This is a genomic window from Bacillus cereus group sp. MG9 (genome assembly GCF_040459995.1).
GTDB lineage: Bacteria > Bacillota > Bacilli > Bacillales > Bacillaceae_G > Bacillus_A > Bacillus_A mycoides.
In genome coordinates this window covers 5201334-5223937 of sequence record NZ_JARVHC010000001.1, presented here as the reverse complement: position 1 = coordinate 5223937, position 22604 = coordinate 5201334, and the positions used below count along the sequence as shown (strand labels likewise).

The window sequence follows — 22604 nt, the reverse complement described above, 5'->3', positions numbered from 1 at the left end:
AAGTAGCACGTCCGAGGGGGGATATGAATGACACTTGAACAATTAATACCTTTAATAATTATGGCATTTGCCCTGGGGATGGATGCATTTTCAGTGAGCCTCGGTATGGGGATGGTAACATTAAAGTTAAGACAAATCCTTTATATAGGTATGACGATTGGGATATTTCATATTATTATGCCATTTATCGGAATGGTACTAGGACGTTTTCTATCAGAGAGGTATGGGGATGTCGCAAATTTTGCAGGAGCTATTTTATTAATTGGGCTAGGGTTCTATATCGTATATTCGTCTATTTTAGAAGGGGAAGAGACTAGAACTGCTCCAATTGGAATTAGTTTATTTGTATTTGCATTTGGTGTCAGTATAGATAGTTTTTCAGTAGGTCTTAGTCTTGGAATTTACGGAGCAGAGACAATTATTACGATATTATTGTTCGGACTAATAAGTATGCTACTGGCTTGGATGGGTTTATTGCTTGGTAGCCATGCCAAAAATATACTTGGCACATACGGTGAAATAGTAGGTGGTATTATTCTTGTTGGGTTTGGATTGTATCTCCTTTTTCCTATATAATTTTATGTAGGAGGGAATTATGAACAAGCTATTGGAATGGTATGTTAAGCTTTTAACCTTCTTTCCTCGATGGCTAAGAAGACTTATAATATTGGGTGTTATTTTGCAAATTTCGATGTTAGGTTGGATTAAGTTAATTCGTGAATGGTGAGATAGTTCCTTTCTGTGCATAGTTTCGTTTGTACTATATTGATCACACTAAAAAATTACAAATATAGAAAGGATGAGATGAATGACGAGATTGAAGCAAGTTTTTGGTATTATTATTAGTTTTTTTGTTTTTTGGTTCAGTATGCTCGGTGTACAAATGTTTGCTGAGTTTTTAGATATTGAGTCATTGAAGTTTGTTGCAGGAAAATCGGAGGCGGCGCGTACTTTTTATTCTCCGTACCCGTTTTTAATTGTTTTCCTTATTACGTTACTTTCCTTATATTTCTTTGTAATAAAGCTTGGTAGATCTAAAAAAGAGAAATTACCGGCATTAGAGGAGAAGAACGAAGAATTACGATAAAAAATCCCCCGCTTTCAGCGGGGGTTATGTTTAGGTGATGGAAGTGAACGGGCCCCTTGCGCTTTTAGGGGATATATCCAGTTCCAGTGGCCAGCTTCACCTCCTAGGCCCTTGAGTCTAAGAACCTTCCCCACGAGAAGATAAAAAGCATCTTCTGTGAGGAAGAACCTTAGCCACCGGGTCTTGGCAGTCGGTTCCGCTTTTAAATGTATCCAGCTCCAGCGGCTAGAATGGTCGGTGGCTTCGCGCCTTCCTGCGAGGCAAAAAGCGCCTCTACGTCAGGAGCTCCATCCCCCTCTCATTCTGAACGAGCCGCTTCCGCCTTTAGGGTGTGATATCCAGTTCGGGCGACTAGCTCTTCGCATCTAAGAACCTTCCGCCCGAAAGGAAAAAAGCGCCTTTAGGACGAAAGAACCTTAGCTGGTCAGAGCTGAACGAGTCGCCTCCACTTTTAGATAGGCCTCACTAATTCAAATTGTTCTCCTAGTTTTGCATAGTTGTGTCCTGCTAGGCGGCTTATTGGTTTTAGTTCTTCGGCGTGAATTCGACCGTTTTCGTATAAGTGTTCAGCGACGTGAAAGCGAACGACGCGGCCGATTAGTAGGTCACAAGCTGGCGAGTCTTCGGTTCCGCCGAGTGGGATAGCGCGTTCTAATATGCACTCCATTCGAATGTTTGCTTCTTTAACCCCTGGTACTGAAATGACATCACTGTCAATCGGTGTTAGTTTTGCTAATTCGATTTCACTTTCATTAGGAGGGAGGTTGGCTGCTGTTTCGTTGATCGCTTCTACGTAAGATTCATCAGAAATATGTACGACAAATTCCCCTTTTTCTATTGCGTTTCTGGAAGTGTCTTTCGGTTTTCCTTCTTTGCGTTGTACTGAAACTGAGATAAGTGGTGGATTGGCAGCGACGATATTGAAATAACTATAGGGCGCACCGTTCAATACACCATCTTTAGTTACAGAAGTAACGAATGCAACAGGACGTGGAATGATACTTCCTGTTAGTAATTTGTAATTATCTTTTTCGGTTTGTTCGTTTGGATTAATGGATAACATGTTGTAATCCCCTTTCTAAATATGAATACTTATTGTTTGTTTACAAGATATCAATGGGAATCTCCTGCTGAAAATAATATTTTTTTGATGATGTGAAAAAGAGATTACCTCAATTTGAAGTAATCTCTTTTTTGGTAAATATCTCGAAATAGAGATAAATATTAAAGTAAAACGTATGCGCCAGGACCGATTAAAGCTACACCAACTGCAACGGCGATTAAAATTAAATTATATTCAAATCCGTCTTGTGTTACCCAGTAACCATTTTTTCCGTGAACAGTGAAGATTGCCATTAACATTGTTCCAACGATAAATAATGAACCAATTACAGTGAAAATACCTGCTGCAAATAAGAAACCACCTAATAATTCAGTTGCGCCAGCCATAAATGCCATGAATACACCAGGGCGTAACCCGATTGATTCCATCCAGCCACCTGTTCCTTTTAAGCCATAACCGCCGAACCAACCGAATAATTTTTGAGCGCCATGACCCATGAATGTAATACCTATAATAAGACGAATAATAAGAAGACCGATATCCATCATTTAAAAAAACCTCCTAAAAGTTATTAACTTATCTTATGTAAGTAATAATAAAATAGTTACTTACTTTAGTCAAGTGGATTTTGAAAAAAGTTTGAAATTAATTTTACAAATTAACAACAAAAAAATAAAATGTAGTAAAGACCTCTAGACAAGTAAGTGAAAAAAAGAGAAAATATAAGTAGAAGTTAACTTCTTATTGTTATTCAGACAATCAGAATTGACTGGAATTTTGTGAGGCGCTACAATAAGAGTCTAGTAGTAATGACATGATTTATTTCGAAAGCGTTTTTACAGTATAACATTCGAAGTATGAAGTCTTACGTGTATTTCGATCTTGAATAGAGATTGCCCTATAAACTTTTAGGTAAATTATAAGGAGGACTATCCTATGTTTAAAAAATTATTCGGTTTTGGTTCAAAAACAAATGAAGAAACAATCGTAGCTCCATTAACTGGAGCAGTGAAAAATATTGAAGAAGTACCAGATCCAGTATTCGCTGGTCGTATGATGGGTGACGGTGTTGCGATCGATCCTACTGAAGGTGTAGTTGTATCTCCAGTTGATGGTGAAATCGTACAATTATTCCACACGAAACATGCTATTGGAATTAAAGCGAAAAACGGTACAGAAATTTTAATCCACGTTGGATTAGAAACTGTAAAAATGGAAGGTGAAGGTTTCGAAGCTCACGTTTCTGAAGGACAAGCTGTAAAAGCTGGAGATAAATTAATCTCATTTGACTTAGAATTAATTCGTGAAAAAGCGAAAAGCACAATTACTCCAATCGTTATTACAAACACAGATGCAGCTGAGTCTATTAAGACAACTGTAGGTGTAACAGCTACAAAAGGTTCAACAGAAGTAATGAAAGTTACAATGAAATAATTATTTGATAGAAGGAATCCGTTTCATATGAAATGGATTCCTTATTTTGTTTCGTAGTGTGTTCGTTATGTATGGTAAAATACTTTGGGCACTTGGAAATAGGGTTTCATATATGTGGATAAGGCGCATTTTTCTTAGAAAAAATATAAGAGAAATGCGCCTTTCGTATATTCACATTTCTTTTGTTCTATTCTAATGTACGCTATGATAAAGTGAAACTTTAATCAGCGGAGGGTGTTCATCCCCCGCTGATTATTAGCCTTCACCAATCGGGATAAATGTAGGAAACAGAAAAAAAGGGGTGGGTTTAGATGAAACGGGTGTTATTTGTTTGCACTGGAAATACATGCCGTAGTCCGATGGCTGAGGCTTTGCTTCGTCATTATGGAGAAGGTAAATTTGAAGTGCAATCTGCTGGTGTCTTCGCCTATCCTGGAAGCGATGTGTCGATACATGCAAAGGAAGCTTTAGCTGAAAAAGGAATTGTAATCGATCATGCCGCGCAGCAGGTAAACGATACTTTGGTTGATTGGGCGGATATTGTAGTAACAATGACGGAAAACCATAAGCAAATTGTACTTGGGTATTATCCGAGCGTGGAAAAGAAATTGGATACATTATATGGATTAACTAAGGGTGTAAGTAAGGATATTTCAGATCCATTTGGCGGATCGCTTTCTATTTATAAAGAAACGTTAGAGGAGATGGAAAAACTTGTACAAACTTTACTGAAAAAACATTCAGAAGGTTGATGTTTCGTGTATAATACGATATTGGAGATCACTTTGTTCCATTAAGGTAGCGAGTGTGAAATGAAGATAATTGATTGAAACTTCGGAGGGGTAAAAATGAAAGTAGTAGTAGCATCTGATCACGGCGGTATGAATATCCGTAAAGAACTTGTAAGTTTATTAGAAGAGTTAAATATTGAATATATTGATTTAGGTTGTGAATGTGAAGCTGGTTCTGTTGATTACCCTGATTTTGCGTTTCCAGCAGCAGAAATGGTCGCGAATGGTGAAGTGGATCGTGGTATTTTAGTTTGCGGGACAGGCATTGGTATGTCAATCGCAGCAAACAAAGTAAATGGTATTCGTTGTGCATTAGTTCATGATACTTTCAGTGCGAAAGCGACGAGAGAGCATAATGACACTAACATGTTAGCGATGGGCGAGCGTGTAATTGGAGCTGGTCTAGCGCGTGATATCGCGAAAATTTGGCTAACAACTGACTATGAAGGTGGCCGTCACGAAAACCGAGTAGGAAAAATTAAAACGTACGAAACAAAGTAATAGATTCTAACTATAAGTAGTATGAAATATAATTTGGTGAACCAACCTGTGAAAGGAAGAGGCGTAATGACAGAAATCGTAAAGGTAAGAGAACAGCTACAAATGTCGCTTTCTGATTTCCAAGAACAAGCCACGCTGCAAAGTGGTCAAATTTTTGTAGTGGGGTGTAGCACGAGCGAAGTGCTAGGTGAAAGAATTGGAACATCAGGAACGATGGAAGTGGCAGAGGCGATTTTTTCTGAGTTAAAACAATTTCAAGAGAGAACGGGTATTGAATTGGCGTTTCAATGTTGTGAGCATTTAAATCGTGCTTTAGTAGTTGAGAGAGATGTAGCGATGAAATATCAATTTGAAATTGTAACAGTTACGCCTGTTAGATCAGCAGGTGGTGCATTAGCGACGTATGCGTATCACAATTTTAAAGATCCGGTAGTAATTGAGTTTATTAAAGCAGATGCAGGAATGGATATCGGCGATACATTTATCGGTATGCATTTAAAGCATGTAGCTGTACCGGTTCGTACAAGTGTGAAGGAAATAGGAAGTGCGCATGTAACGATGGCGAAAACACGTGGGAAACTAATAGGTGGAGCACGTGCCGTTTATGCGGCAAATGAAGAAGCTATTCCTTGCCGTTAAACATGAAAAATTATAAAGTCTTATAACAGCTGTATATCGAAAGGTAAAAGGTATGTAGTCTGACCTTATAATAGAAGAAAGAAAAGACCAATTTTGGTCTTTTTTTTTCTTTTATGATATAGAAAGTCATGTTAGAATGTAGTTGAAAACATGAAGGTTCGAAAGAATTACAACCTGAATTTTCGTTTTTTCTGAATAAATGAGAAAAAACTATTGGGAATTGATGTAATTCGTTCAGAAAAGGGGGATTTTGGTGAATCATTTAAAACGTCAAGATGAAAAGGTATTTGCTGCAATTGAGGCAGAACTAGGAAGACAGCGTTCAAAGATCGAGTTAATTGCTTCGGAAAACTTCGTAAGTGAAGCAGTAATGGAGGCGCAAGGTTCTGTTCTAACGAATAAGTATGCTGAAGGATATCCTGGAAAACGTTACTATGGTGGTTGTGAACACGTAGACGTAGTAGAAGATATCGCACGTGATCGCGCGAAAGAAATTTTTGGCGCAGAGCATGTAAATGTTCAACCACATTCTGGTGCACAAGCGAACATGGCAGTATACTTCACGATTTTAGAGCAAGGCGATACAGTACTTGGCATGAATTTATCTCATGGTGGTCACTTAACACACGGAAGCCCTGTTAACTTCAGTGGAGTACAATATAATTTCGTAGAATATGGCGTGGATGCTGAATCTCACCGTATTAATTACGATGATGTATTAGCAAAAGCGAAAGAACATAAACCAAAATTAATCGTTGCAGGTGCAAGTGCATATCCTCGTGTTATCGATTTCAAACGATTCCGTGAGATTGCAGATGAAGTGGGCGCGTACTTAATGGTTGATATGGCACATATCGCCGGTTTAGTAGCAGCTGGTTTACATCCAAATCCAGTACCACATGCACATTTTGTTACAACAACAACACATAAAACATTACGCGGCCCACGTGGCGGTATGATTTTATGTGAAGAGCAATTTGCAAAACAAATTGATAAATCAATCTTCCCTGGTATTCAAGGTGGCCCACTTATGCATGTAATTGCTGCAAAAGCTGTTGCATTTGGTGAGACACTACAAGATGAGTTTAAAACATATGCACAAAATATCATTAATAATGCGAATCGTTTAGCTGAAGGCCTTCAAAAGGAAGGACTTACACTTGTTTCTGGTGGAACAGACAATCATTTAATCTTAATTGATGTTCGTAACTTGGAAATTACAGGTAAAGTAGCAGAGCACGTATTAGATGAAGTTGGTATTACAGTGAATAAAAATACGATTCCATTTGAAACAGCAAGCCCATTTGTAACAAGCGGTGTACGTATCGGTACAGCGGCGGTAACATCACGTGATTTCGGTTTAGAAGAAATGGATGAGATTGCAGCAATTATTGCTCATACATTAAAAAATCATGAGAATGAAGCTGAACTAGAAGAAGCGCGCAAACGTGTAGAAGCGTTAACGAGCAAATTCCCAATGTATACAAATCTATAATAGATTAAAAAAGACTGCTGAAACGTAATTGTTTTAGTAGTCTTTTTTTGTGGACATATATTATTTTTAAAGTATGTATACAAATGATGAATAAATTTTGGCGATATAATGAAGGATACAGCTCCCATAATTGGTAAAGATACTAGATAGATTCATCGTAAAATCATGATTTTACCAAATTTGCCCTTGAATATTAGTAGCGTTTTCTTTACAATCGTAAATAGTGTAAAGAAGCGTGTAAACGCATGAATATCATCTAAAGGAGAGATTCACATGGGAAAACTGTATGTATTTGATCACCCGTTAATTCAACATAAGATTACATATATTCGCGATAAGAATACAGGTACGAAAGATTTTCGTGAATTAGTGGACGAAGTAGCAAGCTTAATGGCTTTCGAGATTACTCGTGACCTTCCACTTGAAGACATTGAAATTGAAACACCTGTAAGCAAAGCGACAACAAAAGTGATCGCTGGTAAAAAACTTGGTTTAATTCCGATTTTACGTGCAGGTTTAGGAATGGTTGATGGAATTCTGAAATTAATTCCAGCAGCAAAAGTAGGACACGTTGGTTTATACCGTGACCCTGAAACATTGCAACCGGTAGAATACTATGTGAAACTTCCAACGGATGTAGAAGAGCGTGACTTTATCGTACTAGATCCGATGCTAGCAACAGGTGGTTCTGCGGCTGAAGCAATTAATTCTCTGAAAAAGCGCGGTGCAAAGCAAATTAAATTAATGTGTATCGTAGCTGCTCCAGAAGGAGTAAAAGTAGTGCAGGAAGAGCATCCTGATGTTGATATTTATGTAGCGGCATTAGATGAGAAGTTAAATGACCATGGTTATGTAGTTCCAGGTCTTGGTGATGCTGGTGACCGTTTATTCGGAACGAAGTAAGACAACAGACGAGAGGGGGATTCCCCGCTCGTTTTTTTTTCGCCCTCAGCGCACGGGGGAGGGGGAGATAAATATACAGGGTATATACAACATAAGTTATATACACATCACATATAATATAGAAGTCTTACGTCTCGGGGACACTATATTATGGAAGGAAAGCGCTATATCTTAAAAATATAATAGTGACAAACTTGTGAACATTTTCTTCTATTATAAAGAGAAAACTGTTAGAAATTGCATATCTCTAACCAGTATTTAGAAGGGGAACGTTTTCATTTTTGGGAGGAAATGCCTAATACTCAAATTTTTTGATTTTTTACGATTTCTCGTTGACACTGTTAATACCCTATTGTATGCTAACAACGGGGATAGATGGTAGGGCTTTCAGTGACAAAAATGCATCTATTCCGTGACGAAAATGTAAACTTTTTATTTTGTATAGAATTTATGCAGAAAAATGAGTTATTATTAACACATCGTGAATGAGGGTTACATATTGGAGGGATGAATCCTTGCAAAAAAACGATCGCAGCCATATAAAAGCGTATGCTTTAATGTCAGGAATACTTGCTCAGTTAGTTGGTTCTATTCTTATTGGAATCTTTGGTGGGCAATGGATTGATAATAAGGTTGGAACGTTTCCGTTGTTTCTTATTATAGGGTTATTACTCGGGTTAGGAACAGGGGTATACGCAATGATTCGACTCATTCAACATTACTATTCGGGAGAGCAATGATGATAGACGTACATGGACTTGTCCAACGACAAAAGAAATATATGTACTACTTGCTTGCGCTTCTAGTGCTAGGATGGGGAATTACCTCTTACAAGGATGTATTTCTTGGACTGATTATCGGAACGATTTTCAGTTTTCTTAGTTTGCGCATCATTGCACGTAGAACAGACAAGCTATTAGATCGCGTAACAAATGGAGAAAACGTGAAGTTTAAGGCGACAGCGGTAAGTACATATTCAAGATTCGCCACGATTGGGTTATTAATTTTATTTGCAGCCAAATATCAAGAGTTAATTGCGATGTGGGGCTTAGGTGTAGGATTGCTGACAGGATACCTTGTCATGATCATAGATTTTCTTTATTTAGAGTATACGAGCAGGGAAGAGAGGTGAATTACTAGTGGAACACGGTAAATTAGTTGAATTTCTAGGTTTAACGTTCGATTTGTCATCAGTTATGATGGTTACTGTAGCAGCAGTTATTGTTTTCTTAATCGCTGTTATCGGAACTCGCAGCTTAGCGCTTCGCCCAACCGGGATGCAAAATTTCATGGAATGGGTGTTTGACTTCGTGAAAGGGATTATCAATAGTACGATGGATTGGAAAACAGGTGGACGTTTCTTAACGCTTGGCGTTACGCTCATCATGTTTATCATCGTATCGAACTTCCTTGGTTTACCATTCATGTATTCAACAGTTGAGGCTGGCGAACATATTGCATGGTGGAGATCACCAACGTCTGATCCAGCAGTTGCATTAACATTAGCCGTGATGGTAGTTACCCTCACCCATTATTATGGAATTAAGATGAAGGGTACGAAAGAATATGTTAAAGGTTATTTCCAACCTATGAAATTCTTATTCCCATTAAAGGTTATTGAGGAGTTTGCTAACACATTAACGTTAGGTCTTCGTTTATTTGGTAACATTTACGCAGGTGAAATCTTATTAGGATTACTTGCTAAGTTAGGCGGGGCATCATTCTTAGGAGCATTAGGTGCACTTGTACCGATGTTAGCATGGATGGGATTCAGCGTATTCGTTGGTTCAATCCAGTCATTTATTTTCGTAATGTTAACGATGGTTTATATGGCTCATAAAGTAAGTCATGACCATTAATATAATTTAAGTAAGAAAAAATTTATTTTTTTATAATACAAAGGAGGACAAATTAAATGAGTTTAGGTGTAATCGCAGCTGCAATTGCAATTGGTTTATCAGCATTAGGTGCAGGTATTGGTAACGGTCTTATCGTATCACGTACAATCGAAGGTGTTGCTCGTCAACCAGAATTAAAAGGCGCACTTCAAACAATTATGTTCATCGGGGTTGCATTAGTTGAGGCACTTCCAATTATCGGTGTAGTTATTGCTTTCATCGTAATGAACAAATAAGGGAGACTCCCCTTACATAGATGGCGAAGAGTGTTTTTCCGAACTTTCTTCGCCATTGCTTTATGAACGAAACGTATGTCTTTTTTTTTCATATGATCAATTTAGATATTTTGAAGGGAGTGAATCCTTGTGCCAACTTTATTATTAGGGGCTTCCATTCCATTTGGAACGATTGCTTATACATTGTTCATTTTCTTACTTCTATTAGTAATGCTACGCAAATTCGCGTGGGGTCCTTTAATGGGAATTATGAAAGAACGTGAAGAGCATGTTACTAATGAAATCGACGCTGCAGAAAGAAGTAATGCTGAAGCGAAGAAATTAGTAGAAGAACAACGTGAAATGTTAAAACAATCGCGTGTTGAAGCACAAGAGTTAATCGAAAGAGCGAAGAAACAAGCTGTAGATCAAAAGGATGTTATTGTTGCTGCTGCGAAAGAAGAAGCAGAATCAATTAAAACATCTGCTGTACAAGAAATTCAACGCGAAAAAGAGCAAGCGATTGCTGCTTTACAAGAACAAGTTGCTTCTTTATCTGTTCATATTGCTTCTAAAGTAATTGAAAAAGAATTAAAAGAAGAAGATCAAGTGAAGTTAATTCGCGATTATATTAAAGAAGTAGGAGAAGCGCGATGAGCAATGGGATTGTAGCAAAACGTTATGCTGTCGCTCTTTTTAAAATTGCAAAAGAAAAACACGTATTAGAAATGTTTGAAGAGGAATTACGCCTTGTACAAAACGTTTTTACAAAGAACGGAGAACTACATAGCTTTTTAACGCAACCGAACATTTCAAAAGAGCAGAAGAAAACGTTTCTTGCAAACGTATTCGCATCTGTTTCTGAATCTATTTTAAATACGTTATATATTTTAATTGATAACAAGCGTATTGATATCCTACCTGAAATTGCAAATGAATATGTTGTTCTTGCTAATGAAGAACGTAACGTAGCGGATGCAACTGTATATTCTATTCGTCTTCTATCGGAAGAAGAAAAACTTAACATTGCAGAAGCATTTGCAAAAAAAACAGGAAAAGATGCAATTCGCGTGAAAAATGTTGTGGATGAAGATTTACTAGGCGGCATTAAAGTACGTATTGGAAATCGCATTTACGACGGAAGCTTACAAGGAAAATTAGCACGTATTCAGCGTGAATTAATGAAGAATAGATAGGGGTGAAGCACATGAGCATCAGAGCTGAAGAAATTAGCGCACTGATAAAGCAACAAATCGAGAACTATCAGTCTGAAATCGAAGTTAGTGATGTTGGTACAGTTATCCAAGTCGGTGACGGTATTGCGCGTGCTCATGGTCTTGATAACGTTATGGCTGGTGAACTTGTAGAGTTCTCTAACGGCGTTATGGGACTAGCACAAAACTTAGAGGAAAACAACGTAGGTATCATTATTTTAGGACCTTACACAGAAATCCGTGAAGGTGACGAAGTTCGTCGTACTGGTCGCATCATGCAAGTACCAGTAGGAAAAGAACTAATCGGTCGTGTTGTAAACCCATTAGGTCAACCAGTTGATGGTTTAGGCCCAATCAATACAAAAAACACTCGTCCAATCGAAAGTCCAGCACCAGGTGTAATGGATCGTAAATCTGTTCATGAACCACTTCAAACAGGTATTAAAGCGATCGATGCTCTTGTACCAATTGGCCGTGGTCAACGTGAGTTAATCATCGGTGACCGCCAAACAGGTAAAACAGCAGTTGCACTTGATACAATCATTAACCAAAAAGATGAAGATATGATTTGTATCTATGTAGCTATCGGACAAAAAGAATCAACAGTACGTAACGTAGTAGAAACACTACGTAAGCACGGTGCATTAGATTACACAATCGTTGTAACTGCATCAGCTTCTCAACCAGCTCCATTATTATACCTAGCTGCTTATGCTGGTGTAACAATGGGTGAAGAGTTCATGTACAATGGTAAACACGTATTAGTAGTATATGATGACTTATCAAAACAAGCAGCGGCTTACCGTGAGCTTTCATTACTATTACGTCGTCCTCCAGGTCGTGAAGCATATCCAGGGGATGTATTCTACTTACATTCTCGCTTATTAGAGCGTGCAGCAAAATTAAGTGATGCAAGAGGCGGCGGTTCTTTAACTGCACTACCTTTCATCGAAACACAAGCAGGGGACGTATCAGCTTACATCCCAACAAACGTAATTTCGATTACGGATGGACAAATCTTCTTACAATCTGACCTATTCTTCTCTGGCGTACGTCCAGCGATCGATGCGGGTACTTCTGTATCTCGTGTTGGTGGATCTGCTCAGATTAAAGCAATGAGTAAAGTATCAGGTACACTTCGTCTTGACCTTGCATCTTACCGTGAGTTAGAAGCGTTCGCTCAGTTCGGTTCTGACCTTGATAAAGCAACACAAGCGAAATTAAACCGTGGTGCTCGTACAGTTGAGGTATTAAAACAAGGATTACACAAACCGTTACGTGTAGAGAAACAAGTTATCATTCTTTACGCTTTAACACGTGGATTCCTAGATGATATCCCAGTAGCAGATATCACTCGTTTCGAAGAAGAATTCCATGCTTGGTTAGATTCAAATGCAACTGACTTATTAGAAGAAATCCGCACAACTAAGAAACTTGCGGATGACGACAAGTTTGCAGCAGCAATTAACGGATTTAAAAAAGTATTCGTAGCTTCTGAATAATAATAAAAAGTGAAGCCGACTGTGGCTTAGCTAGATCATATAAAGGCATCTCAGCTTTTGAGATTGCTGACGGTTATGTAAAGGAAAAGAGTAGGTGCACCTATTCTTTTCCTTCAATCATGAGCAAGAATATCTTGCAACGTAGATTAGAAAGAGGATTCTTACTAATCGTGCCAACTTCCGGAAAAAAGGTGGTGAAAACCTGTGGCATCTTTACGCGATATAAAAGCGAAGATTACCTCGACAAAGAAAACGAGTCAAATTACGAAAGCGATGGAGATGGTATCTGCATCTAAGTTAAACCGTGCAGAGCAAAATGCTAAATCTTTCGTTCCGTATATGGAAAAGATTCAAGAAGTAGTAGCGAGCATTGCGCAAGGAAGTAAAGGAATTAATCATCCAATGCTAAATGCGCGTCCTGTAAAGCGTACAGGATACATCGTTATTACATCTGATCGCGGACTAGCAGGTGGTTATAACAGTAACGTATTACGTACAGTAAGTAACGTAGTTCGTGAACGTCATAATATGGATTCAAACCAATATTCAATTATTGTGCTTGGACGACTAGGACGTGATTATTTAAAACGTCGCGGCTTTAACATCATTGATGAAGTAGTTGGATTATCTGACCACCCATCATTTACTGATATTAAAGATCTTGCTTCTCGAGCAATTGCGATGTTCGCAGACGGTGCTTATGATGAGCTGTACATTTACTACAACCATTATGTAAGTAAAATTTCACAAGAAGTAACGGAAAATAAAATTTTACCGCTTACGGATGTGGCGTCTAATAAACCGACGACAGCTTATGAATTCGAACCTTCTGAAGAAGAAATTTTAAAAGTATTATTGCCACAATACGCAGAAAGCTTAGTGTACGGTGCATTACTAGACGGTAAAGCAAGTGAGCACGCGGCGCGTATGACAGCAATGAAGAGTGCTACAGACAACGCAATGGAAGTTATCGATTCACTTACACTTTCATTCAACCGTGCGCGTCAAGCAGCGATTACGCAAGAAATTACGGAAATCGTTGGTGGAGCAGCAGCGTTAGAATAGTAATAAAAAATTAAAAGCCGACTTCTCTTAGAAAGCTGGCTAATTAAAAGAAAGCTAGGAGGGAACCCGATGAATAAAGGGCGCGTTACGCAAATCATGGGTCCGGTTGTAGACGTTAAGTTTGATGGCGGAAAGCTACCAGCAATCTACAACGCCCTTACGGTAAAACAAAGCAATGAAAACGGAGCAAGCATCAACTTAACATTTGAAGTTGCACTTCATTTAGGTGATGACACAGTTCGTACAGTTGCGATGTCTTCCACAGATGGACTTGTTCGTGGCACAGAAGTAGAAGATACTGGTAAAGCAATCTCTGTACCAGTTGGTGATGTAACACTTGGTCGCGTATTCAACGTATTAGGTGATGCAATTGACTTAGATGGTGATGTTCCTGCGGATGTACGTCGTGATCCAATTCACCGTCAAGCACCTGCATTCGAAGAACTATCTACAAGAATAGAAATTCTTGAAACTGGTATTAAAGTAGTAGATTTACTTGCTCCTTACATTAAGGGTGGTAAGATCGGTCTATTCGGTGGTGCCGGTGTAGGTAAAACGGTATTAATTCAGGAATTAATTAACAACATCGCACAAGAGCACGGTGGTATCTCTGTATTCGCTGGTGTAGGTGAGCGTACTCGTGAGGGTAATGACTTATACCACGAAATGAGCGATTCTGGCGTAATTAAGAAAACTGCGATGGTATTTGGACAAATGAACGAGCCACCTGGAGCACGTCAACGTGTTGCATTAACAGGTTTAACAATGGCTGAACATTTCCGTGATGAGCAAGGACAAGACGTACTATTGTTCATCGATAACATCTTCCGTTTCACGCAAGCAGGTTCTGAAGTATCTGCCCTTCTTGGTCGTATGCCATCTGCGGTAGGTTACCAACCAACACTTGCAACAGAAATGGGTCAATTACAAGAGCGTATTACATCTACAAATAAAGGGTCTATCACGTCTATCCAAGCGGTATACGTACCAGCCGATGACTATACTGACCCAGCACCAGCTACAACGTTCGCTCACTTAGATGCAACAACAAACTTAGAGCGTCGTTTAACACAAATGGGTATTTACCCAGCCGTAGATCCATTAGCATCTACGTCTCGTGCACTTTCTCCAGAAATCGTAGGAGAAGAGCATTATGAAGTAGCTCGTCAAGTACAGCAAACTTTACAGCGTTATAAAGAGCTTCAAGATATCATCGCTATCTTAGGTATGGATGAGTTATCTGAAGAAGATAAGTTAGTTGTGCATCGTGCTCGTCGTATTCAATTCTTCTTATCTCAAAACTTCCACGTAGCTGAGCAGTTCACAGGTCAAAAAGGTTCTTACGTACCTGTGAAAAATACAGTTAGTGGCTTCAAAGAAATTCTAGAAGGAAAATATGATGACCTTCCAGAAGATGCATTCCGTCTTGTTGGTAGCATTGAAGAAGTTATTGAAAACGCGAAGAAAATGATGGCGTAAGGCCTTAGGAGGGACGAATTATGAAGACATTTCCAGTCAGTATTGTAACTCCTGATGGACCGGTTTACGAAAAAGAAGTAGAAATGGTAAGCGTAAAAGCAGAGAGTGGGGAAATGGGGATCTTACCAGGTCACATTCCAACTGTTGCACCGTTAAAAATTAGTGCAGTTCGTCTGAAAAATGGTGGGCACACTGATTATGTAGCAGTAAGCGGTGGCTTTATCGAAGTTCGTCCAGATAAAGTAACTGTATTATCATCATCTGCTGAAGAAGCAAACCATATCGATATCCATCGTGCAAATGAATCGAAACGTCGCGCTGAGCAACGTATGCAAGATAAACAAGCACATGTTGACTTTAGACGTGCAGAAATGGCCTTGCAGCGTGCTGTGAACCGTTTAAACGTTTCTGATATGAAGTAAAAAAATCCGTAAGGGCTCTGACCCTTACGGATTTTTTGTTATGGATATAAATTAAAAGAGGAAAAAAACGCCTCTTTTTTAGGTAGGAGAGAGCATCCAACCATGCATAGAAGCGGTCAGAGCCTTTTTCTGCCCGATGCCAAGTGAAAATCGAGAAATAAAAAGAACTGCAGGTTATCTTTTTGTTATGCATAGCTGTGTTTTATTTAAATGTCGAAACTGAAACTCAATTTATTAGATAGAATGAACTGACAAAATTGGTATAATTATATTGTTGTTTGTATAAGTAGAGAATATATAACAATTTATATTTCATAAAGGAGATGAACAAATGATCGGTGAAATGAAACGAGAAGCATTGTACTCTTTAAAAGGAAAATGGGGACTAGGTGTTGGATCAACGATTTTACATATTATTTTAAGTTATGTTGTTTCAATGGCTGCAATGCTTATACTTTTAATTCCAGGAATTATTATATTTTTCTTAGTTGTTGGTTTAGCGGGTTCAATTGAAGAGGAAGCAATATCATTCGGTGCAGGTATTACATTTGGAATTTTTTATTGCATAATGATCATTTTGAGTAATGCATCTTATGGTATTACATCATACGGTTATACGAATGTGTTGCTACAAATTAGTAAACGAGAAGATGCTAGAGTAGATTATTTATTTGAAGGATTTCGTGGCTTTAAAAGAATGATGAAAACAATGTGGGCTATGCTTGCGATTTTGTTATATACAGGTACGTGGATTCCGATGTTGTTACTAGGTGTATTCGCATTTTTTGGTGAGGAAGGGAATGTATCATTAACGATTGCTTTCTTTGTACTATTAGCTATTTCGATTGTTGTAATGATTGTGATGTATTTTTCTTATGCGATGACGTATTATGTTATGGTTGAAAATCCAGATTATAGCGTTTCACAGGCGATGAAAGAAAGTAAGAACTTTATGAAGGGGCATAAACTAGATTTATTTCTTTTATGGCTTAGCTTCATAGGATGGGCTATTTTAGCAATTCTTACTCTTGGAATAGGATTTCTTTGGCTTAGTCCATATGTAGGTACAACGACAGCGCACTTTTATCGCTATATTGCAAAAGGTGAATTGCAGTAGGGACGTGCTATACTAATAGAATTGTTACGTATTGGAGGCTAATTATGATTAGTGATTTAAAAGGAGAAGCGCTAGATTCACTGGAAGGGAAATGGGGATTAGGTGTAGGGGCTACATTACTTATTTGGATTCTTACGTCAGCTTTTAGTGTTAGTATTAAATTTATTTTTTCGCAAGTATGGAACTGGGGAGAATGGAATAGTTCGCTTTCGATAGAGATTATTACAATTTTTATAGTGGGTCCATTAACGCTAGGTGGCTATTGTTTAGCGCTACATATAATTCGGGAAAAAGAAGTTCGTATTGGGCATCTATTCAGCTGGTTTACAGAAGGTACAAAGTTTCTAAAGTCATTTTTAGTATATATACTAGTAAATGTTTATATTTTTTTATGGTTCTTGCTTTTTATTATTCCAGGCATTATTAAATCATTTTCTTATGCGATGACGTATTATGTTTTAAATGATCATCCTGAGTACTCATTGAACCAAGCTATTACAGAAAGCCGTCATATGATGGCTGGACATAAAATGGAGTATTTCATTTTATGTTTAAGTTTTATTGGTTGGTTTATATTAAGCGTGATTACATTAGGAATTGGATTCTTATGGTTAACTCCATATTTTTATACAACAAAAGCAGCTTTTTACGAAGAGATTGCAGAAGAATATTACGAAAAAAGAATTCCGACACTTTAAAAAACACCCAGTGTGAACTATTGGTTCATACTGGGTGTTTTTTGTAGGAATTTTATAAACTGTTTACTTGTTAGAGGTTTACTGAAATAGTAACCTTGCATGTATTTACAGTTGTTTTTTTGCAGAAATTTAAGCTGTTTTTCTGTTTCAATTCCTTCAGCAACGACAGAGAGATTTAAAGTATTTGCAAGGGAAAGGATAGTGGAAACGATGGCCCTTTCTTCAGGCCGATGATCGGCTAGTTGTGTAAATTCTTTTGGTACTTTTAATGTATCGATAGGGAAAATTGATAAATAAGCAAGAGAAGAGTAGCCGGTACCGAAGTCATCAATGGACGTTTGAATACCATATTCTTTTAATTGCTTTAGTCTCGATAATGTTTCTTTTTCATCAATCATCGCAATTCGTTCTGTTAGTTCAAGTGTTACATCTTTCGGGTCAATTTTAACGTCCTTTAGTATTTGTGAAATATTTTCGATTAATTGATTTTGTTGAAATTCTTTCGCTGATAAATTGACACTCATTTTTAAGTTTGTGTATCCAAAACTTTGCCATATTTTTAGTTGACGACAAGACTCTCGTAGCACCCAATGCCCAAGTGGGATGACCTGCGGAGTCTCTTCCACAATTGGAATGAACTCACATGGTGAAATGTCACCTAATAGTGGATGTTTCCAACGGATTAAAGCTTCGGCACCGATGATTTTATTCGTTGTAATGTCAACTTGTGGTTGATAGACGAGAAAGAATTCTTTATTTACTAAAGCAAGTGGTAAATCTTTTTCAATTCGAGCTTTTCGCTCCATTTTTTTATATAACTCTTTCGTATAAAGTGAGCTACCATTCTTTCCTTTATTTTTGGTTTCGTACATGGCCATATCAGCATGTTGTAAAATAGATAACGGATCTTCGCCTGCTTCTGGGTATATTGCAATCCCGATACTTGGCGAGATTTGTAAATGTTGATTTTCAATTTCGAATGGCTCATTCATAGATAGTACAATCATATCAGCTATTTTTTGTACATCTCTATCTTCTTTATAATCTTCTATAAGAATTGTGAACTCATCCCCAGCTAACCGAGCAAGTTTCATATTTGACGTCGATATTCGTTCTAGTCTTTTTGCTACAGCAATTAAAAGAAGATCTCCTACCCGGTGACCGAGAGTATCGTTAATAACTTTAAAACGGTCTAAATCGAGAAACATAACAGCAAAAGGTCTTTTCGATATTTTTGCTCGTGCAATTGCCTTTTCTAACTGTTGATGAAATGAACGGCGATTCGCAAGTTCCGTTAAAGTATCGTGATATGCTAGGAAATTAATTTGCTCTTGTTGCTGCTTGCTTTCTGTAATATCTTTAATCATTAAATAGGCCCCAGAAATATGTTCCTTTAAAAAGATGGGAACAGCTGTAACATGTAAGTAGTAAATATCTCTATTTTTATGATATGCCCGTATTTCTAAAGAAATAGATTTCCCTTTTTTCACGTGATGAAAGGCAGTAATGATTTCTTCTAAATCTTCTTCATACATAAGTGAATAGTATGGTTGGTTTAATAATTCATTCGTTTGATAACCGAGTAAAGTAGTTCCAGCGTTGTTCACATTGAGAAAATTACCGTACAAATCTAATGTGAAAATTGGATCTGGATGATGCTCATATAAAGATTTAAACATTTGTTGGTTATGATATAACTCATTTTTTTGTTCTACTAAATCTTCTGTACGTAGTTCGATTTGTTTCTCGAGTTCTAAGCTGAATTGCATTTGTGCTAGCAATAATATTTTATTTTGTCTTCGAACTAACGTATGGCGTATGAGAACGAAGGCGAAAGTTACCATAAGTCCAATTACTACGATAGGTGCAAAAACATTTTCGACCAATATAAAAACAATAAGCATCACGACAGAAATATACGGTAATGATAATCGGATTGATTCACCAAATTGAGGCGTTAGTAATATTTGTTCTTGTTTTTCGGGCTCTTTTGTGTGAAGTATACAAGCGATTGCTACCAATAATAAGGTTACTTGATATAATGGAGCAACTGTGAACATAGAGTGCTCAGGCTGGAAGTATTTTATATAAGCATAAATAGAATCCGTAGTAGCATACAAAATTAAAGCACTGCCAAGAAGAGCACCAACTTGCTTTGGTAGTAAGGATAATGGTCTGAATAAAAGGTTGATTCCTATTAAAAGAAAGAGTAGATCAGCCATTGGATACGTGAGTTGAACAAACATGTCGATATATGATGTTGTAAAAATATGAATGGTTCTTTCAATAAGTAAATAGTAGCTTAAAGTAAATTGAGCAGTAACAATAATACAAATATCACATATCGTAAAAAGCTGTTCCAATAAATCTCGGCCATAAATAATTTCATATAGAAAGGCAAATGCAAAGCTAATTAAAAATAATAAGTAAAAAAAGTCTGATGGATCAACGAATGTATAGTAGTCATGCAGAATTAAGCGTTGATAAGCAACTACTATATCGCCGATGAAATAAGAGAAGGATCCGATAGTTAATGTTATCCAAAACAAACGAGATAACCCTTGTTTTATATTTGAAAAATAAAATATATAACTGCAAATTGTAATATCAATTAATATGGTACTTATTCCAGTTAATATTTGAAATGGGAGTGCGTACTCATATAAAAAGGACATTGATACGTAATGAATAGCTATATACAACAATGAAATGCTTATAAGAATACTTACATGTGTTTGTTTTTTCATTTATATCACCCACTGTATATACATAAGAACCACCTTTTTGTAGTTTATGTTTTTTATGATTGCTTGAAAGCATATAGAATTTCTATATTTATTTTACACATTTATAATGAGTTGTAAAAATAGATTTGCTCAGCAAGTATTAATTGTTGTTTCTGTTCCCAATATATCGACATAGGAATTTGAAGTTTGCTATAATGAATTAAATAGTTGCATTATTTAGAAAAATTTAAAAATAATAAATAATGCAAGTAAGACATATTGTTTACTATGTGAACTTGTTCTTAATTCAGGGGGGAGGGTTTCACAATGGCAAGTGTATATGAAAATAGTTATATGATCGTTTTGATTTTCTTGCTATTAGGTATATTGCTGCCGGTAGTGGCTCTTACATTAGGGAAAATGCTGCGTCCAAACAAACCGAGTGCAGCGAAAGCGACGACGTATGAGAGTGGAATTGAGCCTTTTCATGATGCAAATATTCGGTTTCATGCTCGTTATTACATTTTCGCTTTATTGTTCGTCATCTTTGATGTAGAAACTTTATTTTTATACCCATGGGCTGTTGCATATGACAAGCTTGGTTTATTTGCACTGATTGAAATGCTCATTTTTGTTGTGATGTTGCTAGTTGGATTAGCGTATGCTTGGAAAAAGAAGGTGTTACAATGGTTATAAATTTTGAGGAATTACACCCACAGGAGCGAGCGGAATTAGAAAGAAATATCTTTTTTTCTACATTGGAACAGTTGAAGGGATGGGCGCGGAGCAATTCTTTATGGCCGATGACATTTGGACTGGCATGCTGTGCGATTGAAATGATGGGAGTAGGCTCATCACATTACGATTTAGATCGATTTGGGTCATTTTTTCGGACTTCACCAAGACAATCGGACGTCATGATTGTGTCAGGAACGGTAACGAAGAAAATGGCACCTATTGTTCGGCGCCTATATGATCAAATGCCTGAACCGAAGTGGGTAATTGCGATGGGATCTTGTGCAACGGCCGGTGGTCCGTATGTGAATTCGTATGCTGTTGTGAAAGGTGTAGATCAAATTGTACCAGTTGATGTGTATATTCCTGGATGCCCTCCAAATCCTGCTGCTTTAATTTATGGAATTAATAAATTAAAAGAAAAAATTCGTTACGAGGCGAGGACCGGGAAGCAGGTGACGAATAAATGAGTGATCCAAATAAAGACTTAGAAAGTATGAAAAGAGAAGCAGCCCGTCATGCGAAAGAGGAAGCGCGAAAACGTCTTGCTGCGAAACATGGGGCGGAAATGTCTAAACTTGAAGGAGAATATCGAGAAAAAGAGAAAGCGCTACCAAAAGATAAGGAGATTAATGTAGAAGAAGCGAAGGCGAAAGCTGCAGCAGCCGCAAAAGCCAAAGCAGCTGCATTAGCGAAGCAAAAGCGAGAAGGATCAGAAGAAGTAACGGACGAGGAAAAAGTTAAAGCAAAGGCGAAAGCCGCAGCAGCTGCAAAAGCAAAAGCAGCGGCACTAGCGAAGCAGAAGCGAGAAGGATCAGAAGAAGTAACGGACGAAGAAAAAGCCAAAGCGAAGGCGAAAGCTGCAGCAGCTGCAAAAGCAAAAGCAGCGGTATTAGCGAAGCAAAAGCGAGAAGGATCAGAAGAAGTAACGGACGAAGAAAAAGCCAAAGCGAAGGCCGTAGCAGCTGCAAAAGCAAAAGCAGCAGCGTTAGCGAAGCAGAAAGCCTCACAAGGTGAGGGGGATTCTGGAGATGAGAAAGCAAAGGCAATTGCAGCCGCGAAAGCGAAAGCCGCTGCTGCGGCAAGGGCAAAGGGATCTGTAAATAAGATAGAAGACGAACTGCAGCAGGAAGAACCATCAGTTAACCAACCATATTTAAATCGCTATGTGGAGGTTGTTAAGGAGAGGGTAGGAGAATATGCATTAGTAGATTCCTATATTAATAAGCTTTCAAAAGATGTTCCAACGCTTGTGGCGGAGCCTTCGAAATATTATGAAGTGATGGAATTGCTAAGATTCCATGAGGGACTTGCTTTTGATTATATGTCAGAGCTACATGCGACAGATTTTGTGACACATATGGAAGTATACGTTCATTTATTTTCATATGGAAAGAAACAGTCAGTAGCAGTGAAGTTAAAGCTGGATAGGGAAGCGCCGCAAGTACAATCGGTGACGCCGCTTTGGAAAGGGGCAGATTGGCCGGAGCGTGAAACGTATGATTTGCTCGGTATTGTATTTGAAGGTCATCCTAATTTATCTCGCATTTTAATGCCGGATGATTGGGTGGGGTATCCGCTTAGGAAGGATTATGAACCGTATGATGTGGAGGTGTAGCT

General features: G+C 37.9%; 28 protein-coding genes. 25 read left to right on the top strand and 3 right to left on the bottom strand.

The window, feature by feature from the left end:
- Window positions 1-27: 27 nt before the first annotated feature.
- From QCI77_RS26980 to QCI77_RS26970, 3 genes are all read left to right on the top strand, one after another.
- Window positions 28-576: a manganese efflux pump MntP gene (locus QCI77_RS26980; RefSeq protein WP_002016298.1), complete on the top strand. Its 549-nt coding sequence runs from the start codon at window positions 28-30 to the stop codon at window positions 574-576.
- A 19-nt stretch (window positions 577-595) separates the two neighbouring features.
- On the top strand, window positions 596-727 hold the full coding sequence (locus QCI77_RS26975; RefSeq protein ID WP_002139014.1) for a hypothetical protein: 132 nt from the start codon (window positions 596-598) through the stop codon (window positions 725-727).
- 81 nt (window positions 728-808) lie between these two features.
- Window positions 809-1087 (top strand): DUF3935 domain-containing protein, encoded by a 279-nt coding sequence (locus tag QCI77_RS26970; RefSeq protein ID WP_113733745.1) that lies wholly within the window; start codon window positions 809-811, stop codon window positions 1085-1087.
- Between the two features lie 451 nt (window positions 1088-1538).
- Here the strand turns inward: QCI77_RS26970 and QCI77_RS26965 are convergent, their stop codons facing one another.
- Together QCI77_RS26965 and QCI77_RS26960 are read right to left on the bottom strand one after the other, a co-directional pair.
- Complete coding sequence (locus tag QCI77_RS26965) at window positions 1539-2150, bottom strand: flavin reductase family protein (RefSeq protein WP_002034901.1); 612 nt, start codon at window positions 2148-2150, stop codon at window positions 1539-1541.
- Window positions 2151-2311: 161 nt separating this feature from the next.
- Window positions 2312-2698, bottom strand: coding sequence for a DoxX family protein (locus QCI77_RS26960; RefSeq protein ID WP_002113051.1), 387 nt, complete (start codon window positions 2696-2698; stop codon window positions 2312-2314).
- A 388-nt stretch (window positions 2699-3086) separates the two neighbouring features.
- Here QCI77_RS26960 and QCI77_RS26955 point away from each other — a divergent pair, with 388 nt between their 5' ends.
- The 19 genes from QCI77_RS26955 (at window position 3087) to QCI77_RS26865 (ending at window position 17523) form a co-directional block, all read left to right on the top strand.
- Window positions 3087-3584 carry a PTS sugar transporter subunit IIA gene (locus QCI77_RS26955; protein ID WP_002016294.1) on the top strand — a complete coding sequence of 166 codons (498 nt, stop codon included), beginning with the start codon at window positions 3087-3089 and terminating at the stop codon, window positions 3582-3584.
- A gap of 311 nt (window positions 3585-3895) precedes the next feature.
- Complete coding sequence (locus QCI77_RS26950; protein WP_088031721.1) at window positions 3896-4336, top strand: low molecular weight protein arginine phosphatase; 441 nt, start codon at window positions 3896-3898, stop codon at window positions 4334-4336.
- A gap of 96 nt (window positions 4337-4432) precedes the next feature.
- Complete coding sequence (gene rpiB / locus QCI77_RS26945) at window positions 4433-4876, top strand: ribose 5-phosphate isomerase B (RefSeq protein WP_000869917.1); 444 nt, start codon at window positions 4433-4435, stop codon at window positions 4874-4876.
- Window positions 4877-4942: 66 nt separating this feature from the next.
- Window positions 4943-5515, top strand: coding sequence for a TIGR01440 family protein (locus QCI77_RS26940; RefSeq protein ID WP_002130064.1), 573 nt, complete (start codon window positions 4943-4945; stop codon window positions 5513-5515).
- A 253-nt stretch (window positions 5516-5768) separates the two neighbouring features.
- Window positions 5769-7010, top strand: coding sequence for a serine hydroxymethyltransferase (glyA, locus tag QCI77_RS26935; RefSeq protein ID WP_002034906.1), 1242 nt, complete (start codon window positions 5769-5771; stop codon window positions 7008-7010).
- Between the two features lie 273 nt (window positions 7011-7283).
- Window positions 7284-7913 carry a uracil phosphoribosyltransferase gene (upp, locus tag QCI77_RS26930; RefSeq protein ID WP_002034907.1) on the top strand — a complete coding sequence of 210 codons (630 nt, stop codon included), beginning with the start codon at window positions 7284-7286 and terminating at the stop codon, window positions 7911-7913.
- A gap of 375 nt (window positions 7914-8288) precedes the next feature.
- Complete coding sequence (locus tag QCI77_RS26925; RefSeq protein ID WP_000232963.1) at window positions 8289-8402, top strand: DUF4024 domain-containing protein; 114 nt, start codon at window positions 8289-8291, stop codon at window positions 8400-8402.
- A gap of 26 nt (window positions 8403-8428) precedes the next feature.
- Window positions 8429-8653 carry an AtpZ/AtpI family protein gene (locus QCI77_RS26920; RefSeq protein WP_002089742.1) on the top strand — a complete coding sequence of 75 codons (225 nt, stop codon included), beginning with the start codon at window positions 8429-8431 and terminating at the stop codon, window positions 8651-8653.
- Window positions 8653-9045 carry an ATP synthase subunit I gene (locus QCI77_RS26915; RefSeq protein ID WP_002016288.1) on the top strand — a complete coding sequence of 131 codons (393 nt, stop codon included), beginning with the start codon at window positions 8653-8655 and terminating at the stop codon, window positions 9043-9045. Before QCI77_RS26920 ends, QCI77_RS26915 begins: the two co-directional genes overlap by 1 nt.
- Before the next feature lie 7 nt (window positions 9046-9052).
- The gene (gene atpB, locus QCI77_RS26910; protein ID WP_000399874.1) at window positions 9053-9772 is read left to right on the top strand and encodes a F0F1 ATP synthase subunit A; all 720 of its coding nucleotides are present in this window, start codon (window positions 9053-9055) and stop codon (window positions 9770-9772) included.
- Window positions 9773-9828: 56 nt separating this feature from the next.
- On the top strand, window positions 9829-10047 hold the full coding sequence (gene atpE, locus QCI77_RS26905; RefSeq protein ID WP_000052064.1) for a F0F1 ATP synthase subunit C: 219 nt from the start codon (window positions 9829-9831) through the stop codon (window positions 10045-10047).
- Between the two features lie 129 nt (window positions 10048-10176).
- On the top strand, window positions 10177-10683 hold the full coding sequence (gene atpF / locus QCI77_RS26900; protein WP_002016287.1) for a F0F1 ATP synthase subunit B: 507 nt from the start codon (window positions 10177-10179) through the stop codon (window positions 10681-10683).
- Entirely contained in the window at window positions 10680-11222 is a 543-nt protein-coding gene (gene atpH / locus QCI77_RS26895; protein WP_002130060.1) for a F0F1 ATP synthase subunit delta, read from the top strand. The genes atpF and atpH overlap by 4 nt, the downstream gene beginning before the upstream one ends.
- An 11-nt stretch (window positions 11223-11233) precedes the next feature.
- Window positions 11234-12742, top strand: a complete 1509-nt coding sequence (atpA, locus tag QCI77_RS26890) for a F0F1 ATP synthase subunit alpha (RefSeq protein WP_353825716.1) — start codon at window positions 11234-11236, stop codon at window positions 12740-12742.
- A 204-nt stretch (window positions 12743-12946) separates the two neighbouring features.
- Window positions 12947-13807 carry a F0F1 ATP synthase subunit gamma gene (gene atpG, locus QCI77_RS26885; protein ID WP_002034912.1) on the top strand — a complete coding sequence of 287 codons (861 nt, stop codon included), beginning with the start codon at window positions 12947-12949 and terminating at the stop codon, window positions 13805-13807.
- A gap of 69 nt (window positions 13808-13876) precedes the next feature.
- Window positions 13877-15286 carry a F0F1 ATP synthase subunit beta gene (gene atpD, locus QCI77_RS26880; protein WP_002034913.1) on the top strand — a complete coding sequence of 470 codons (1410 nt, stop codon included), beginning with the start codon at window positions 13877-13879 and terminating at the stop codon, window positions 15284-15286.
- 20 nt (window positions 15287-15306) lie between these two features.
- Window positions 15307-15708: a F0F1 ATP synthase subunit epsilon gene (gene atpC / locus QCI77_RS26875; RefSeq protein ID WP_002016279.1), complete on the top strand. Its 402-nt coding sequence runs from the start codon at window positions 15307-15309 to the stop codon at window positions 15706-15708.
- Window positions 15709-16039: 331 nt separating this feature from the next.
- A complete protein-coding gene (locus QCI77_RS26870; protein ID WP_113770396.1) occupies window positions 16040-16825 on the top strand; it encodes a DUF975 family protein in 786 nt (261 codons plus the stop codon).
- Between the two features lie 44 nt (window positions 16826-16869).
- Entirely contained in the window at window positions 16870-17523 is a 654-nt protein-coding gene (locus tag QCI77_RS26865; RefSeq protein ID WP_002191289.1) for a DUF975 family protein, read from the top strand.
- Between the two features lie 17 nt (window positions 17524-17540).
- On the opposite strand, the gene QCI77_RS26860 is transcribed toward QCI77_RS26865, so the two are convergent.
- Window positions 17541-20270: an EAL domain-containing protein gene (locus QCI77_RS26860; protein WP_353825713.1), complete on the bottom strand. Its 2730-nt coding sequence runs from the start codon at window positions 20268-20270 to the stop codon at window positions 17541-17543.
- A gap of 306 nt (window positions 20271-20576) precedes the next feature.
- On the opposite strand from QCI77_RS26860, the gene nuoA reads away from it, so the two are divergent.
- The 3 genes from nuoA to QCI77_RS26845 are packed head-to-tail and all read left to right on the top strand — an operon-like array spanning window position 20577 to window position 22602.
- On the top strand, window positions 20577-20945 hold the full coding sequence (gene nuoA / locus QCI77_RS26855; RefSeq protein WP_000179270.1) for an NADH-quinone oxidoreductase subunit NuoA: 369 nt from the start codon (window positions 20577-20579) through the stop codon (window positions 20943-20945).
- Window positions 20936-21454 (top strand): NADH-quinone oxidoreductase subunit NuoB, encoded by a 519-nt coding sequence (nuoB, locus tag QCI77_RS26850; protein ID WP_002089729.1) that lies wholly within the window; start codon window positions 20936-20938, stop codon window positions 21452-21454. The genes nuoA and nuoB overlap by 10 nt, the downstream gene beginning before the upstream one ends.
- Complete coding sequence (locus QCI77_RS26845; RefSeq protein ID WP_353825711.1) at window positions 21451-22602, top strand: NADH-quinone oxidoreductase subunit C; 1152 nt, start codon at window positions 21451-21453, stop codon at window positions 22600-22602. Before nuoB ends, QCI77_RS26845 begins: the two co-directional genes overlap by 4 nt.
- The last annotated feature ends 2 nt before the right edge of the window (window positions 22603-22604 follow it).

Excerpts from the sequence above, each read along its gene's own strand:
- QCI77_RS26980 (WP_002016298.1), top strand. The coding sequence starts at position 28 with ATGACACTTGAACAATTAATACCTTTAATAATTATGGCATTTGCCCTG.
- QCI77_RS26975 (WP_002139014.1), top strand. The coding sequence starts at position 596 with ATGAACAAGCTATTGGAATGGTATGTTAAGCTTTTAACCTTCTTTCCT.
- QCI77_RS26970 (WP_113733745.1), top strand. The coding sequence starts at position 809 with ATGACGAGATTGAAGCAAGTTTTTGGTATTATTATTAGTTTTTTTGTT.
- QCI77_RS26965 (WP_002034901.1), bottom strand. The coding sequence starts at position 2,150 with ATGTTATCCATTAATCCAAACGAACAAACCGAAAAAGATAATTACAAA.
- QCI77_RS26960 (WP_002113051.1), bottom strand. The coding sequence starts at position 2,698 with ATGATGGATATCGGTCTTCTTATTATTCGTCTTATTATAGGTATTACA.
- QCI77_RS26955 (WP_002016294.1), top strand. The coding sequence starts at position 3,087 with ATGTTTAAAAAATTATTCGGTTTTGGTTCAAAAACAAATGAAGAAACA.
- QCI77_RS26950 (WP_088031721.1), top strand. The coding sequence starts at position 3,896 with ATGAAACGGGTGTTATTTGTTTGCACTGGAAATACATGCCGTAGTCCG.
- rpiB (WP_000869917.1), top strand. The coding sequence starts at position 4,433 with ATGAAAGTAGTAGTAGCATCTGATCACGGCGGTATGAATATCCGTAAA.
- QCI77_RS26940 (WP_002130064.1), top strand. The coding sequence starts at position 4,943 with ATGACAGAAATCGTAAAGGTAAGAGAACAGCTACAAATGTCGCTTTCT.
- upp (WP_002034907.1), top strand. The coding sequence starts at position 7,284 with ATGGGAAAACTGTATGTATTTGATCACCCGTTAATTCAACATAAGATT.
- QCI77_RS26925 (WP_000232963.1), top strand. The coding sequence starts at position 8,289 with ATGGTAGGGCTTTCAGTGACAAAAATGCATCTATTCCGTGACGAAAAT.
- QCI77_RS26915 (WP_002016288.1), top strand. The coding sequence starts at position 8,653 with ATGATAGACGTACATGGACTTGTCCAACGACAAAAGAAATATATGTAC.
- atpE (WP_000052064.1), top strand. The coding sequence starts at position 9,829 with ATGAGTTTAGGTGTAATCGCAGCTGCAATTGCAATTGGTTTATCAGCA.
- atpH (WP_002130060.1), top strand. The coding sequence starts at position 10,680 with ATGAGCAATGGGATTGTAGCAAAACGTTATGCTGTCGCTCTTTTTAAA.
- atpA (WP_353825716.1), top strand. The coding sequence starts at position 11,234 with ATGAGCATCAGAGCTGAAGAAATTAGCGCACTGATAAAGCAACAAATC.
- atpD (WP_002034913.1), top strand. The coding sequence starts at position 13,877 with ATGAATAAAGGGCGCGTTACGCAAATCATGGGTCCGGTTGTAGACGTT.
- atpC (WP_002016279.1), top strand. The coding sequence starts at position 15,307 with ATGAAGACATTTCCAGTCAGTATTGTAACTCCTGATGGACCGGTTTAC.
- QCI77_RS26870 (WP_113770396.1), top strand. The coding sequence starts at position 16,040 with ATGATCGGTGAAATGAAACGAGAAGCATTGTACTCTTTAAAAGGAAAA.
- QCI77_RS26865 (WP_002191289.1), top strand. The coding sequence starts at position 16,870 with ATGATTAGTGATTTAAAAGGAGAAGCGCTAGATTCACTGGAAGGGAAA.
- QCI77_RS26860 (WP_353825713.1), bottom strand. The coding sequence starts at position 20,270 with ATGAAAAAACAAACACATGTAAGTATTCTTATAAGCATTTCATTGTTG.
- nuoA (WP_000179270.1), top strand. The coding sequence starts at position 20,577 with ATGGCAAGTGTATATGAAAATAGTTATATGATCGTTTTGATTTTCTTG.
- nuoB (WP_002089729.1), top strand. The coding sequence starts at position 20,936 with ATGGTTATAAATTTTGAGGAATTACACCCACAGGAGCGAGCGGAATTA.
- QCI77_RS26845 (WP_353825711.1), top strand. The coding sequence starts at position 21,451 with ATGAGTGATCCAAATAAAGACTTAGAAAGTATGAAAAGAGAAGCAGCC.